This is a genomic window from Marinactinospora rubrisoli (genome assembly GCF_042664915.1).
In the GTDB taxonomy this organism is placed as follows: domain Bacteria; phylum Actinomycetota; class Actinomycetes; order Streptosporangiales; family Streptosporangiaceae; genus Marinitenerispora; species Marinitenerispora rubrisoli.
The window spans coordinates 182,822-196,415 of sequence record NZ_JBHTBH010000009.1 but is presented as its reverse complement, the minus strand read 5'-3'; the positions used below and the strand labels follow the sequence as shown (position 1 = coordinate 196,415).

Below are 13,594 nucleotides of genomic sequence, written 5' to 3'. Positions count from 1 at the left end.
GTCCGGCCGCCGGCGGACGGGTGGGGGGCGGACGCCGGGCGGGACCTCAGGGCGCTTGGTCGCCGCCCGCCGCGTCGGCCGCCGGAACATCGTGGTCCGGCGCCGACGGCACGGCGATCACCGGACCCGGTGCGATGCCGTTCTCGTTGAAGGCGTCCACCGCGACCCAGTAGTCCACGCCCGCGTTCAGGGCGCGCAGCTCCAGGCCGGTCCGCTCGTACAGGAGCCAGCTCGCGTAGAGCTTGCCGGGGTGCGGTCCGTAGCGGACGTTGTACCCGTGTGCCCCGGGGGAGCCGGGCCAGGTCAGGCGCACCGTGCGGCCGTCGACGCGTGCGGCGTGCGGCGTGACCGGCGCCGGCGGCTCGCCGTCGCCGGTTCCGAAGACGCGCACGCCGCTGAGCGCGAAGGGGCCGTCGAAGGGCAGGCGGCCCGCGGTCACCCTGACATGCCGTACCCGGCAGGGCTCGTCCAGCACGACGAGCCGGTGCGGGCCGTCGACGCCGGTGCCGCGGGTGTCGGTCACGGCCGTCCAGGCCGAGCCGTCCGGCGACACCTCGACGAGGAGTTCGGCCGCCTGGTGGCCGACGAAGATCCCGCGCCAGGAGTGCCCGGCGTCGACACCGTCCGGGCACCGCGGCGCGACCTCGGCGAGCCGGTGGTCGGCGAGGTTGATCTGGATCGCGTGGACGTCCATGGCCGCGCCGAGGTCGAGTGCGAGCCACTGTCCCGGGTCGCGCACGGCGGCGGCCCACCAGGTGCGAACGTTCTCGTCGGCGGCGAGCGCGGCGTCGTGTCCGGGCTCCGTGGAGGAGGCGGTCGCTCGCGCTCGGTAGGACAGCAGCATCCAGGCGGGCCCGGTCCACGGATCGAACCGGCCGTCCGGCACGGCGAACGGGTAGTCCGCGAAGTTCTGGTTGCAGAAGAGCACGCCGTCCTCGTCGAATCCGGCGGGGAAGAGGCCGATCCGCCGCTCGAAGACGTCGTTGACGGAGACGCGCATGGTCGCGGCGTGCCACCAGTTGCCGTGCGCGTCCTGGAAGGTGCTGCCGTGTCCGGCCCCGGTGATGAAGCCGCCCGGTTTGGACGAGAAGGGGCTGTACGGCGAGTACGTGAACGGCCCCAGCGGCGCGGAGGCGGTGTAGTAGCCGTCGGCGTAGGTGTTCGACTCGGTGGCGGGGGCGGCGTACTGGAGGTAGTACCTGCCGCGGTGGCGGGTCATCCACGCGCCCTCGATGAACGGATCGTCGCCCAGGAATTGCGCGACCTTCCGCTCGTGCTCGGTGCGCGGCGGCTCTCTGCGGTGGTTCTCGCCGACCTGTTCCCAGCCGTGCGCGGCGACGTCGGAGAAGACGAGCTTGACCGGGTCGCCGATGGGCGTGAAGCCGTTGGTGTCGACGCGCACTCCGCGTATCGGCGTCTTGTTGTCGCACCCCCAGTAGAGGTACGTCGAGCCGTCGGTGTCCTGGAAGAGGTTGGGGTCCCAGAACGGGAACGGCCCGGGCGCGATCTCGGCGAAGTCCTCGGTGAGAGGGTCGTCGCTGCGGAAGAAGGGGCAGGGCGCGTCCTTGCGCGAGGCGCAGACGTGGAGCGCCCCGTCGATCACCCGGGCGTCGGGCGCGTAGTCGAACGCGGGGAGCGTGGAACTGGCGCGGTACTCCCATTCGACCAGATCGGCCGAGTGCCAGAACCCGCGCGACATCGACGCGAACAGGAAGAACCTGCCGCGGAACCGGACGATCGAGGGGTCCGCACCTTCGCGGTGCACACTGCGGCGCGGTTCGGTGAGCGAGACCCCGTTCACGACGCCGCTGAAGCGCACGTCCTGGTAGCGGTAGGCCAGATCAACGGGGTTACAGACCACTCTGTCGCGGTTCATGCCACCACTGTCCCTCCGGGGCCGCGGGCGACCGGACGCGTCCGAGGCACGATAACAGGCGGCTCGGCCCGGCGGCAATCGGTTGCCGGACCGGGTTCTCGCCCGCGACCGTGACATGTGCGCCCCTTTGAGCCGTGGGTCATTCCTCCGGGGCCGTCGCTATGCCGTCGAGGTCGGCGAGGAACGCCGCCATGTGCTGCGGCGGGCCGCCCTGACCATGCGCGGTTCGATGGCGCGGACGGCCGCCCGATACTTCGGCCAGGCGCCTGCGGCCCTCCTCGGTCAGGTGGGCGGGCCGGGCGCGGCCGTGGTCGGCGGTGCCGGCACGGGTGATCGGTTCCGCTTCCTGCCGGCCCCCAGGACGACGTCGCCGGACCGGCGGGTGGCGAAGAAGCGTGCGGGCGAGATCGCCCCGCAGGTCCGCGACGTGGACGCCGCGGCGGACTTCCGTCAGCGGCACCTGCGGCTGCGCCGGGCCGCGGTCTCGCCGGCGCCGCACGCCCCGGCCTCGGTGTGGCGCTCTGGTTCCGGGGCCTCCGACCGGCACGAGCACCACGACCGGCGCACCGCCGCCGGAATCAGGATCTTCGCCCCGATGAAGGACGGCTCCTTCGGCCCGCGTTCGCCTTCGAGGGGCCGGAGGGGTACCCGCTCACCGCACACGGAGGGTGCCGCGGCTCCTGGCCGGTGACCGCGCACCGCCGCCGCGCCGTCCGAACCGCCACCACGGTCGGATCGATATCATGCGTCACCTCCCTTTCTTCTGGATCCTCCCGAGGTGTCATGCGCCCGCTTTCCCCCTCCGACCCGTCGACGATCGGCCCGTACCGGCTGCTGGGCGCGCTCGGCGAGGGCGGGATGGGCCGGGTGTATCTCGGCCGGTCACGCGGCGGCATGCTCGTGGCGGTCAAGGTCGTCCGGGACGACATCGCCGACCAGGCGGAGTTCCGGGCGCGGTTCGCGCGCGAGGCGGCGCTCGCGCGCAGGGTCAGCGGAGCGTTCACGGCGCCGGTGGTCGACGCCGACACCGACGGGCCACGGCCGTGGCTGGCCACCTCCTACGTCACCGGCCCCACCCTGGCGGAGGCGGTGCGGCGGACGGGGCCGTTGCCCGACCCGGTGTTCCGCCGCACGGCGGCCGGCCTGGTCGAGGCGCTCGCCTCGGTGCACCGCGCGGGACTGCTGCATCGCGACCTCAAGCCGGGCAACATCATCCTGTCGGCGGACGGCCCGCGCATCATCGACTTCGGTATCGCCCGGGCACTGGAAGGGACCGTTCTGACCCGCACGGGCGAGGGCCTGGGCACGCCCGGGTTCATGGCACCCGAGCAGGCGCTGGGAACGGAGGTCACGGACCGGACCGACGTCTTCGCGCTCGGCGCCGTACTGGCCTTCGCCGCGGCGGGACCGCCCGGACCCTTCGGCGCGGGGTCGGCGGCCTCGGTGCTGTACCGCGTCGCGCGAGGCGAACCCGACCTGAGCGGTGTTCCCGAGCGGTACCAGGCGCTCATCCGCCCGTGCCTGCACAAGGCACCCGCGCAACGCCCGGACCTCGACTCCCTCCTCGACGCCGTGCACGCCCTGGCGCCGGCCGATCCGGACCCGGAGCCCGCCCCGGCCCATCCCGCCGGAGCGGGGATCGGCGCGCTCATCGCCGACCACGAGCGGCAGATCGCCGACCTCGGCCGGAACACACCGCCCGCCGCCGCGCGGCCGGGCCGGCGCCGAGGGATGTGGACGATGGCCGGCGCCGGACTCGCCGCGGTCGCTCTCCTCGCGGCGGGCGGCATCGCGGTGCTCGCCCGCGACGACACCCCGCCGGACGCCGAGGCCACCGCGCCGACGGTGCCTCCCGCGCCCACGGACGAGCCGGGGGAGGCGCTGCCCATGCCGACGTTCACCGAGACCGGGACGCTGCCGCTGATCAACGAAGGCGTACAGGGGAGGGTCGCCTACGTCGACGACCTGCGCTTCGCCCCGGACGGCGACGTCCTCCTCGTGGCGGAGTCGACCGTCGGGCCGAGCGACGGGCGCTCCGCCGTGCGCGTCGTCGACCCGGCCACGGGGCGGGCCACCTACCAGCTGGCCCCGGACCCGGGAACCCAAGCGTTCGACGGGATGGGGTTCACGCCCGACGGGCTGCTCGGCGTCGTGTGGAAGCGGCCCAGCCTCGGGCCGAACGACTCGCGGATCGTCTACTACGACGCGGGGGACATCGCCGGCGGCGCGCCCGAGAGCGGCCGCGCCCGCCTGGAGTCCTCACTGTTCGCGCTGTCGGACTTCCACCCGGACCGCGGCGTGGCGCTCATCGACAGCAACCGTGGCGGCCCGCGCCTGATGGACCAGGAGGGCCGGCCCGTCACCGGCGCGCTCCCCATCACGTCAGGCCACTTCAGCCCGGACGGCGACGTGCTGGTCGGCCCCGACGACGGTACCAGCGTGCTGGTCTGGCCGGTCGACGACGTACTGAGCGCCGAGGGGCCGCCCGCCGAGGCGACCGTGCTGGAGCACGAGACGGCCGTGGCCAGCGTCGCCGTGCAGCCCGGCGGCACCCTGGTGGCGACCAGCACCGGCGACGGCGACGGCCAGGTCACCCTGTGGGACCGGGAGAGCGGCGAGCGGATCCACGACCTCGATGTCGGGGGCGGCCCGCACCTCATCGGGTTCCACCCCGACGGCCGCATCCTGTTCCTGCGCGGCGTGGACGGCGTGCTGCGGCTGTACGACGTCTCGGCCCGCGCCGGAATCGGCGCCATCGACGGCCCGGCGGTCACGGGGGAGACCGAAACGTCCTTCGACCGCTTCGCCGTCAGCCCCGACGGGGCGTACCTGGCCGTGCACGACGTCGAGAACGACGCCGTACGGGTCTGGGAGGTGCGGTGAGCATGCAGCCGCTCACCTCGGAGGACCCGGCGGCCGTCGGCCGCTACCGGCTCGTCGCCCGTCTCGGTGCCGGTGGCATGGGGCGCGTCTACCTGGCCCGCTCCCCGGGCGGGCGCGACGTCGCCCTCAAGGTCGTGCACCGCGACATCGCGGCCGACCCGCGGTTCCGGCAGCGGTTCGCCCGCGAGGCCGACATCGCCCAGCGCGTCAGCGGCGCCTTCACCGCCGCGGTTCTCGACGCGGACCCCGAGGCCGAGGTGCCGTGGCTGGCCACCGAGTACCTGGCCGGCCCCACGCTGTCGGCCGCGGTCCGGCGGGCCGGCCCGCTCACCGAGTCGGCCCTCGCTCCGTTGGCGGCCGCGCTCGCCGAGGCGCTGGACGCGATCCACCGCGCCGGACTGGTGCACCGGGACCTCAAACCGGGCAACATCCTGCTCAGCGCCCAGGGGCCGCGGGTCATCGACTTCGGCATCGCCGCGGCGGCCGACGGAGTCGCCCTCACCCGCACCGGGGAGGCATTCGGCACGCTCGGCTACGCCTCACCCGAGCAGGTGCAGGCCGCCGGGACCGGACCGGCCGGGGACGTCTTCTCGCTGGGCGGCGTCCTGCTCTTCGCCGCGACCGGCCGGCCGCCGTTCGGCACGGGGGCCGCCGCGACCCTCGTCTACCGCGTCGTGCACGAGGACCCCGACCTGACCGGCGTCCCCGACCGGTTCCGCGATCTCGTCGCCGCCTGCCTGGACAAGCGGCCCGGCCGGCGGCCGACGCCGCGGCAGATCCTCCGGACGCTGCCCCCGGTCGGTGAGGCCGACGGCTGGCTCCCGGCGCCCGTCGTGGAGCAGATCGACGAGCACGAGCGGACGCTCGTCGACGTCACCGTCCGGGCTCGGCGCCGCGCCTGGAGGTGGCCGCGGCTGGCCGCCGCCGGAGCGGGCGTCACCGCCGCGGCTCTCGCGGTACTGCTGGCGGCGCGGCTGCTCGCGGCGGAGGACACCGCGACCGCGGCGGAGCCGCTGCCGGACCCGACCCGCATCGACCGGCCCCTCATCAGCGACCCGCCCGATCTCGGCTTCGCCGCCCTCGGCGAGGACGGGACCACCGTCGCGTGGGCCGGGGAGTGGGCGGCCGACGGACTCGACGTGGAGTTCGGGGGCGAGATCCGCGCCCTCCAGCTCCCCGAGTACCCCGGGGCGGTGCGGGTGCCCCGGGGGATCAACGTCCGGAACCAGGCGCTCCGGTTCCCCGCGATGCCGAGCTCGCTCGCCGTCTCGCCGTACAACGGGACGGTCGGCTTCGGAATGCCCGGGGCGCACGGGGAGGTCATCTTCATGGACGACGACGTCGACAGCGGCGGCAGCTCGTTCCTGCTCGCGGGCGACGACGAGATGGCGGCCGAGAACGGCGTGACGGCGCTGGCCTTCGCGCCGGAGTCCGCGGACGCCGTCGCCGGCATGGCGCGCGGATCCGTCATCGTCCTGGACTCCGGCACCGGCGAGGAGAGCCACTCCCTCCGGCACGGCCGGGCTCCGGTCACCGCCGCCGACTACAGCCCGGACGGCGGCCGGATCGCCACCGGCGACGCAGAGGGCGTGGTGCGCGTCTGGGACGCCGCGACGGGGGACGAGGAGGGCGCCTTCGTGCTGGACCCCGCCCGGCCGGTCCGGCAGATCGAGTTCACCTCCGGCCCTGTCGTGGCGCGGGGCGGCGAGGAGTCGGTCGCCGAGGCCGCCACCGACGTGGCGGGCACCGGGTTCGGCCCTGTCGTGGCGTGGACCCCCGGCGACGACGCGCCGGTGACCCTGCTCGGCGAGGGACCGCGCGTCACCACCATGGCCGCCGACGGCGACCGCGACCTGCTCGCCTACGCCGTGTGGCGGGACGAGGAGCCGCACGTGTACCTGCGCCGCCTCAGCGATCCCGCCGTGGACCCCGTCGAGTTCCACTGGATCGACGGGCCACCCGTGGCGATGGAGTTCACCGCGGACGGCCTGCTGTCCACCGTCTCCCGCGACGGTCAGGCGGCGCGCTGGGAGATGCGGCCGCGCTGACGCCCGGGCCGGTTCCCGCGTTGCGCCAGGACGGGCGCGGGAACGGAGGCGGCGGGGCAGCGACACCCGGCCGGGTATTCGGGAAGGACGTGGTCCGGGTTCGGCCATTTTGGGCGGCGAGCGTCATTCGTTTTCCAGGTAACATCCTGAATCCAGGCTGCGAGTAGGACGGGAATAAGAGAAGGTCCGCCCTGGGCGGCGCACGTCCCCAGGTGAATGCTGCCCGCTCTCGTTCGTCCTCATTTTCCCGGTGGAAAGCCGGATCGCGTAATCAGGTGTGTCGGTGGTCAGGGGTGGGTGGCGTATGGAATTCAATGAGAAGGTGGCTGTGCTTTCCGCGAAGGTGCAGAGCCAGCGAGAGGTGATCGTCACCGAGGAGGCCACCAAGAACGCTTTCGTCATGCCGTTCATATCGACGATCCTCGGCTATGACGTTTTCGACCCCTTGGAGGTCGTCCCCGAATTCACGGCCGACGTCGGCGTGAAGAAAGGTGAGAAGGTCGACTACGCGATCATGCGAGACGGCGAGGTGCAGATCCTCATCGAATGCAAGAAGTCGAGTGGGCCGCTCAGAACTGAGCACGCGTCACAGCTGTATCGTTATTTCGCGGTCACCAACGCGCGGATCGCGGTGCTCACCAACGGCGAGACCTACCAGTTCTACACCGATCTCGACGCGCCGAACCGGATGGACGTCAAGCCTTTCCTGGTGTTCGACTTCACCGACATCGACGAGACGCTCCTCCCCGAACTCCGCAAACTGACGAAGGACGACTTCGACCTCGACTCCGTTATCAGCGCGGCCGGCGAACTGAAGTACATCGGCGAGATCAAGCGCACGCTGGCGACCCAGTTCCGGGAGCCCGATGACGAGTGGATCCGGTTCTTCGCCAGCCGTGTCCACGATGGCTCGTTCACCAAGAAGGTGCGCGAGCAGTTCGCCCCTCTGGTGATGAAGGCCGCCGCGCAGTTCCTCAACGAGCAGGTGAACGACCGGCTGAAGACCGCGCTCGGCTCGGGATTCCCGGCGGCGGATGTGGAGCCGCGCGCCGAGGAGGCCGTCGCCCCGGAGCACCCGGACGGCGGCACCGGGATCGAGACCACCCTGGAGGAACTGGAGGGGTATCAGATCGTCAAGGCGATCGCGTGCAGTGAAGTGAAGCCCGACCGCATCGTGCACCGCGATTCCAAGTCCTATTTCGCGGTCCTGCTCGACGACAACAACCGGAAGCCGATCGCACGACTGCACTTCAACGGCCGGTCGCGGAAGTACCTCGGCGTCTTCGACGCGGACAAGAACGAAACCCGCCACCTCATCGACTCTCTGGACGGCATCTACCAGCACGCCGAAGCGATCCGGGAGTCGGTGCGACACCATCTCGCCTAGGCGTATCGCGGTGGTCAGTCCGCCAGGTGGGAGACCACGTTGTCGTCCAGCAGGCGGGCCGTGTACCGGTCCTGGAACGCCCAGCGGGTGACGGCGGCGTTGTGCGCCGACGGTGCCGCGGTCATGCCCGCCTCGTCGAGGCCCTCGATGACGGTCCGCAGCAGCAGTACCGTCGCGTCGTGGGCGACGATCAGGACGTGCTCGCCCGCGTGCCGTTCGTGCAGGTCGGCGAGCACACTGCGGGTGCGCAGGGCGATGTCGGCCCAGGACTCGCCGCCGGGCGCGCGGTAGTACAGTTCGCCGATCCTCGCCCGGCGCTCGGCCTCCTCCGGGAAACGGCGGCGGATCTGAGCCGGGGTGAGGAGTTCCAGGACGCCCATCTCCCGGTCGCGCAGGCGCTCGTCCACGTACAGCGGGAGGTCGAGGCGGGCCGCTGCCAACGCGGTCCGGGCGGTCTGGCCGGCGCGGACGTAGGGGGAGACGACGACGGCTCCGGGGCGGCCGGCGGTGGGGAGGCGGGCCAGCCAGTTCTCGCCGAGGCGGCGGGCCTGCTTCTCGCCACGGCCGGAGAGCGGGACGTCGGCGTCCCGCGCGGGCAGGCCCTGCGGGTCGTGGCCGTGCGCCTCCGCCTCGGCGAAGGCGACGTTGGCCAGGCTCTCGCCGTGCCGTACCACGGTGAGTTCGGCCAGGAACGGCAGGTCGCGCGTGCTGGGCAACGGGTGGTTTCCTTCCGGTTCAGCGCTGCTGCGGGCCGAGGCGGTGCCGCGGGGGATCGGACGCCGGGCCTGGGGGCCGTTCCGCGTCCTTTCCGGCGGGCGGGACGGTCCCGGTCGGCTGGCGGGCGGCCTGCACCAGTCCGAAGCCCGGGGTGGGCGGCCGGGCCGGTACGGCGGTGCCGCCCGGCCGGTGCAGGTACGGCCGCGCCAGGCCGTCGATCTCGTCCAGCTCTCGCAGTCGTTCCGGGAGGCTCTGCGCCTTCGTCCGCAGGGCCGCCTGACGGGTCTGGAACCGGAGCGTCTCGCCCTCCGTCCAGGGGCGGGAGCGTTCGGCGGCCAGCGCCGCGCTCGGTCCGATCCCATCGTCGTGCAGTCGACTGGGGTAGACGCCCTCGGCGCTGCGCCGCAGGATGAAGAGGTGGTCGACCGTCACCCGGCGGTCTTCGACGGCCAGGGCGGCGCGGGCGACACCCGCGTAGCACTCGTCGTGGACCTCCGGCGGCACATAACGGCCGCGCCCCAGGCGTTCGTACTGGTCGAGGAACCTGCCCAGGGCGCCCTGCCTGCTGACCGCCTCCGGAACGCCCATGAGGACGAGGTGGGTCTCGTAGCCGCGCGGCCCGAAATGACCGACGATGTCCTCGAACTCGGCCGGGGTCCGCATGGCCGATTCGATGATGACGTCGCACCCCTGGGCCGCCGCGTACTCCTGTGCCTGCCGCCACCAGCGCAGGCCGTCCGGCCACAGGTGGGTGCTGGCGTTGCCGGGATCGTCGCGCCGCAGCGAGTAGTAGTCCGGGTGGTGCGGGTTGAAGTCGTCCATGTTGATGTGGAGGACCCCGCCGCGCCGGTTCAGTGTGCTGGTGATGGCGTCGGTGACCCGGGTCTTACCCGCCCCGGTGGCGCCGCCCACGATGACGAGGACGGGGGCGCGCTGGCGCGGCCGGCCGGCCAGGTGATCCGGGACGATCTCGTCCCGGAAGATCCGCGCGTTCTCCTCCTCGGGGAGCGTGTACGGGCCGGGCGCCGCGTCCACTACGCCTGGGCTTCCGCGTCGCGGATGAAGCGCAGGACCTCCTCGGTCGACCGGCGGACGCGGGCGGTGTCGTCGACCCGTACGTCACGAAGCACGTCGGCGAACGACCGGCGCCGCCGTCCCAGCTCCTCCGCACGGCGGGTGTCCCCGGCCGCCTCGGCCGCGCGGGCGAGGTGGACGCACAGGCCGATCGCCTCGCGCAGCAGGTCGCGCAGCGTCTCGTAGTCCGACTCGGCGCGCTCGCCGGACGAGACCGCCGCCGCGCCGCCGAGCAGTCGCTCCAGGTCGGGATCGCGCCCCGGCTGTGCTTCCATACCGCCACCCTAGTCCGGCGCCGGTTCCAGAGGACGCACGTGACCTGCTCCGGTCACGTGGCGGCATGTGCCGACGGCCGGGGCGCGGACGTCCGTCCCCCGCGGACGGCGCGACGTCAGGCGTGCCGGCGGAACGCGCCGAACGTTCCCCGGTGGTACAGCAGCGGGGCGTCCGTGCGGTGCACCTCGGCACCGGCGACCCGGCCGACGACCAGCCAGTGGTCGCCGAGCGCCCGGATCTCGTGCGTCCGGCAGACCAGGTGTGCGGTCGCGCCGTCCAGCAGCGGGGTGCCGTGCGGCCCCGTCCGCCATGCGGTGGGGGCGCCGAACCGGTCCGCCTCCCGGGAGGCGAAGCGGGCGGCCAGCGTGCTCTGGTCCTCGGCGAGCAGGGTGACGGCGAAGCGGCCGGCGCGCCGCAGCCGCGGCCAGGTGGACGAACCGTCCGCGACGTAGAACGACACGAGCGGTGGGCGCAGGCTGACGCTGGTGAAGGAGGAGGCCGTCAGGCCCACCGGCTCCCCGCCGACCCGCGCGGTGACCACCACGACACCGGCGGGATGCCCGGCCAGGGCGTGCCGGAACCCGTCGGGGGAGATGTCCGGGGTCTCCGCCGCGTCCCCACCCGCCGGAACGGGGACTCGGCTCGCCCCCGGCCGGGCGTGGTCGATGCTCACGATGCGCTCCTTTCCACGGACGGGATGGCCGATGGTGCGGCGTCCGCCGCGCGCGGCAGCCACACGTCGCCGGTCCCGGTGCGGACCCGGACGGCGCCGGTGGGCGGGCGCCCGCCCGCGAGCAGGGCGACCTCGGGGCCGGTGAGGGTGCCGGTCTCCCGGAGCAGCCGGTCGGCGGGCGGCAACGGGCGGGCGCGGCCGGTGATGCCGGGGAGCAGTTCGGTCAGCGCGGCCTCGTACTCTTCCGTGCCGCGGAATCCGGGCAGCACGATCGCCCGGGCGCCGGCCGTGAGGACCAGGGTCGGGAAGGCGTAACGATGGCCGGAGCCCTCGGCGACCGGGTGCCCGGGAGCGGGCGTGCCGGGACCCGTCGCGGCGGCCGCCGCCGTGGCGGGGTGGACGCGGCGCGTCTCGGCGGCGTCGGCCCGCAGGCGCGTGCGGACCTCCGCGGATTCCATGGCGGCCAGCAGCCGTTCCGGGTCCAGCCCTGCAACGCCGGCCAGTGCGGCGCGCACTCGCGGTGCGGTGTCGGCCGGCTCGCCGTGCAGGAACACCGCCTCGCGCAGCCGGCGCAGGACACGGGCGGCGACCGCGTCACCCTGGTCGCGGGCGGCGATGGCGGCCCGGCCGGCCGGTGCGGTGGAGCCGTGCATCCAGTGCAGCCGGGCGGTGAGGGGGGTGCCGGTGCGCTCGGCGACGGAGGCCCACCGGCGCAGGTACTCGGGCGCGTCGGCCCGTGGGTCGAACTCCGGGCGCTCGGCCCGCAGGTCGGCGATCTGCACGCCGAAGACCTGGCGCCAGGCGAGGAGGTGGCCGTACCGCAGGCGCAGCCAGCGCAGCCGGGGCTCGGCCGCCCAGGACCACACGCAGCCGGGATCGGTGTACTCGGTGACGGTGACCGGCGGTGCGGCGCTCACCGGCCGGCTCCGTCGGCCGGCGCGTCGCCGTCCGGCTCCGGTCCTCCGGCGGCGTCGGCGGGCAGCCCCTCCTCCGCGGTCGCCCACAGGCTGGGCAGGTTCACCACGATGCCCTCCTGGGTGCTGCGGCCGATGACCACCACGGCCTCCTCGTCGGGAGAGGGGTTCTCCTCCCGGTGCGGCACGTAGGGCGGCACGAAGATGTAGTCGCCGGGGCCGGTGTCGATGCGCACCTCCTCGTCGCCGTCGGCGAACACGAACGAGGGGTGGCCGGAGACGACGTAGATGGCGGTCTCGGCCTCGCCGTGGTGGTGGTCGCCCGAGTTCGTCGCCGGGCCGACGTGAGTCTCGCCCATCCAGATCTTGCGTGAGCCGACGGTCTTGCCGGAGACGGCCTCGAAGCGCCGCATCCCGGACGTCTGCCGGGTGTCGCTGGTCAGGTCGGCGGCCCGGACGTGCTCCAGGCGGCCGTGCCAGACGCGGTCGCCGTGCGACGGCGGGTGCTCAGTTCCGTCGGTGTTCTGCCGGGACTCCTGGGGCACGGCGGATCCTCTCCATAGCGCACTTACTTGACCAAGTTACTAGGAATTATTACATTACGAGGCGCCATTCACGCAATGTGGGATTGAGGGAACCATGGTCGAGTTCATCGGCATGATCCGGACCAGCGACGCCTCGGAGATCCGCCCCGTACGCGGCCCGTTCCTGGACCGCGACTACACCCGCCGGTTCGCGCAGGCGCATGAGGAGGCCGGCTTCGACCGGGTGCTGATCGGCTACCACTCGTGGGACGCCGACGGGTTCGCCGTCGCCGGGTACGCTGCCGCGCACACCGAACGACTCGGCTTCCTCATCGCGCACCGGCCCGGCTTCGTCGCACCGACCGTCTGGGCGCGCAAGATCGCCACGCTCGACCAGTTCACTGGTGGCCGGATCGCGGTGCACATCATCAGCGGCGCCAGCGACACCGAGCAGCGCCGCGACGGCGACCACACCGACAAGACGACGCGGTACCGGCGGACCGACGAGTACCTCGACGTGGTCCGCCGCACCTGGGCGGCCACCGAGCCGTTCTCGTTCGAGGGCGAGTTCTACCGGGTCGAAGGCGCGCTGTCCCGGGTCCCCACGTTCACCCGGCCACGCGTGCCGATCTACTTCGGCGGATCCTCCGCGGACGCCTACCGGGTGGGCGGGCGGCACGCCGACGTCTACGCGCTGTGGGGCGAGCCGCTGCGGGAGACCGCGGAGCAGATCGCCTCCGTGCGGGCCGCGGCGGCCGCGGCCGGCCGGGATCCGGCCGAGGTCGGGATATCGGTGTCCTTCCGCCCGATCCTCGGGCGCACCGACGAGGAGGCGTGGGAGCGGGCGCGGTCGATCCTGCGCGTCATCGAGGGCGGGACGGTGCCGCCGGCCGGCAACGGCAGCGCTCCCTACGTGCTGAACCGGGAGTCCAGCGCCGGGTCACGACGGCTGCTGGCGGCCGCGGATCGGGGTGAGGTGCACGACCGGGCGCTATGGACCGCCACGGCCAAGGCCACGGGGGCGGCGGGTAACTCGACCGCGCTGGTGGGCAGCCCCGAGACGGTCGCCCGCGCCCTGCTCGACTACGTCGACATCGGGGTGACCACGATCCTCATCCGCGGCTACGAGCCGCTGGAGGACGCGGTCGCCTACGGGCGGGACCTGCTTCCGCTGGTCCGCTCGGAGCTGGCGCACCGCGCCGCCGCGGCGGTCTGAGGACGC

The 13,594-nt window shown here is 73.5% G+C and carries 12 protein-coding genes; 5 read left to right on the top strand and 7 right to left on the bottom strand.

The window, feature by feature from the left end:
* Window positions 1-46 precede the first annotated feature (46 nt).
* Window positions 47-1,876: a family 43 glycosylhydrolase gene (locus ACFQRF_RS19365; protein WP_379872543.1), complete on the bottom strand. Its 1,830-nt coding sequence runs from the start codon at window positions 1,874-1,876 to the stop codon at window positions 47-49.
* Window positions 1,877-2,003: 127 nt separating this feature from the next.
* Here ACFQRF_RS19365 and ACFQRF_RS19360 point away from each other — a divergent pair, with 127 nt between their 5' ends.
* The 4 genes from ACFQRF_RS19360 (at window position 2,004) to ACFQRF_RS19345 (ending at window position 8,194) form a co-directional block, all read left to right on the top strand.
* Window positions 2,004-2,567 carry a hypothetical protein gene (locus ACFQRF_RS19360; protein ID WP_379872542.1) on the top strand — a complete coding sequence of 188 codons (564 nt, stop codon included), beginning with the start codon at window positions 2,004-2,006 and terminating at the stop codon, window positions 2,565-2,567.
* A 92-nt stretch (window positions 2,568-2,659) separates the two neighbouring features.
* Entirely contained in the window at window positions 2,660-4,759 is a 2,100-nt protein-coding gene (locus ACFQRF_RS19355) for a WD40 repeat domain-containing serine/threonine protein kinase (protein WP_379872541.1), read from the top strand.
* Between the two features lie 2 nt (window positions 4,760-4,761).
* Window positions 4,762-6,807, top strand: coding sequence for a WD40 repeat domain-containing serine/threonine protein kinase (locus ACFQRF_RS19350; protein ID WP_379872653.1), 2,046 nt, complete (start codon window positions 4,762-4,764; stop codon window positions 6,805-6,807).
* Between the two features lie 328 nt (window positions 6,808-7,135).
* Complete coding sequence (locus ACFQRF_RS19345; RefSeq protein ID WP_379872540.1) at window positions 7,136-8,194, top strand: type I restriction endonuclease; 1,059 nt, start codon at window positions 7,136-7,138, stop codon at window positions 8,192-8,194.
* A gap of 14 nt (window positions 8,195-8,208) precedes the next feature.
* Here ACFQRF_RS19345 and ACFQRF_RS19340 read toward each other — a convergent pair whose 3' ends face one another.
* The 6 genes from ACFQRF_RS19340 to ACFQRF_RS19315 all read right to left on the bottom strand — a co-directional run bounded on the left by ACFQRF_RS19340 (window position 8,209) and on the right by ACFQRF_RS19315 (window position 12,393).
* A complete protein-coding gene (locus tag ACFQRF_RS19340; protein ID WP_379872539.1) occupies window positions 8,209-8,910 on the bottom strand; it encodes a histidine phosphatase family protein in 702 nt (233 codons plus the stop codon).
* A gap of 19 nt (window positions 8,911-8,929) precedes the next feature.
* Window positions 8,930-9,946 carry a zeta toxin family protein gene (locus ACFQRF_RS19335; RefSeq protein ID WP_379872538.1) on the bottom strand — a complete coding sequence of 339 codons (1,017 nt, stop codon included), beginning with the start codon at window positions 9,944-9,946 and terminating at the stop codon, window positions 8,930-8,932.
* On the bottom strand, window positions 9,946-10,260 hold the full coding sequence (locus tag ACFQRF_RS19330) for a hypothetical protein (protein WP_379872537.1): 315 nt from the start codon (window positions 10,258-10,260) through the stop codon (window positions 9,946-9,948). The genes ACFQRF_RS19335 and ACFQRF_RS19330 overlap by 1 nt, the downstream gene beginning before the upstream one ends.
* Before the next feature lie 116 nt (window positions 10,261-10,376).
* Window positions 10,377-10,928: a flavin reductase family protein gene (locus ACFQRF_RS19325; RefSeq protein ID WP_379872652.1), complete on the bottom strand. Its 552-nt coding sequence runs from the start codon at window positions 10,926-10,928 to the stop codon at window positions 10,377-10,379.
* Between the two features lie 2 nt (window positions 10,929-10,930).
* On the bottom strand, window positions 10,931-11,851 hold the full coding sequence (locus ACFQRF_RS19320) for a DsbA family oxidoreductase (protein WP_379872536.1): 921 nt from the start codon (window positions 11,849-11,851) through the stop codon (window positions 10,931-10,933).
* Complete coding sequence (locus ACFQRF_RS19315) at window positions 11,848-12,393, bottom strand: cupin domain-containing protein (RefSeq protein ID WP_379872535.1); 546 nt, start codon at window positions 12,391-12,393, stop codon at window positions 11,848-11,850. Before ACFQRF_RS19315 ends, ACFQRF_RS19320 begins: the two co-directional genes overlap by 4 nt.
* A gap of 94 nt (window positions 12,394-12,487) precedes the next feature.
* Between ACFQRF_RS19315 and ACFQRF_RS19310 the strand changes: the two genes are divergently transcribed.
* Window positions 12,488-13,588 carry an LLM class flavin-dependent oxidoreductase gene (locus ACFQRF_RS19310; RefSeq protein WP_379872534.1) on the top strand — a complete coding sequence of 367 codons (1,101 nt, stop codon included), beginning with the start codon at window positions 12,488-12,490 and terminating at the stop codon, window positions 13,586-13,588.
* Window positions 13,589-13,594: the final 6 nt, after the last annotated feature.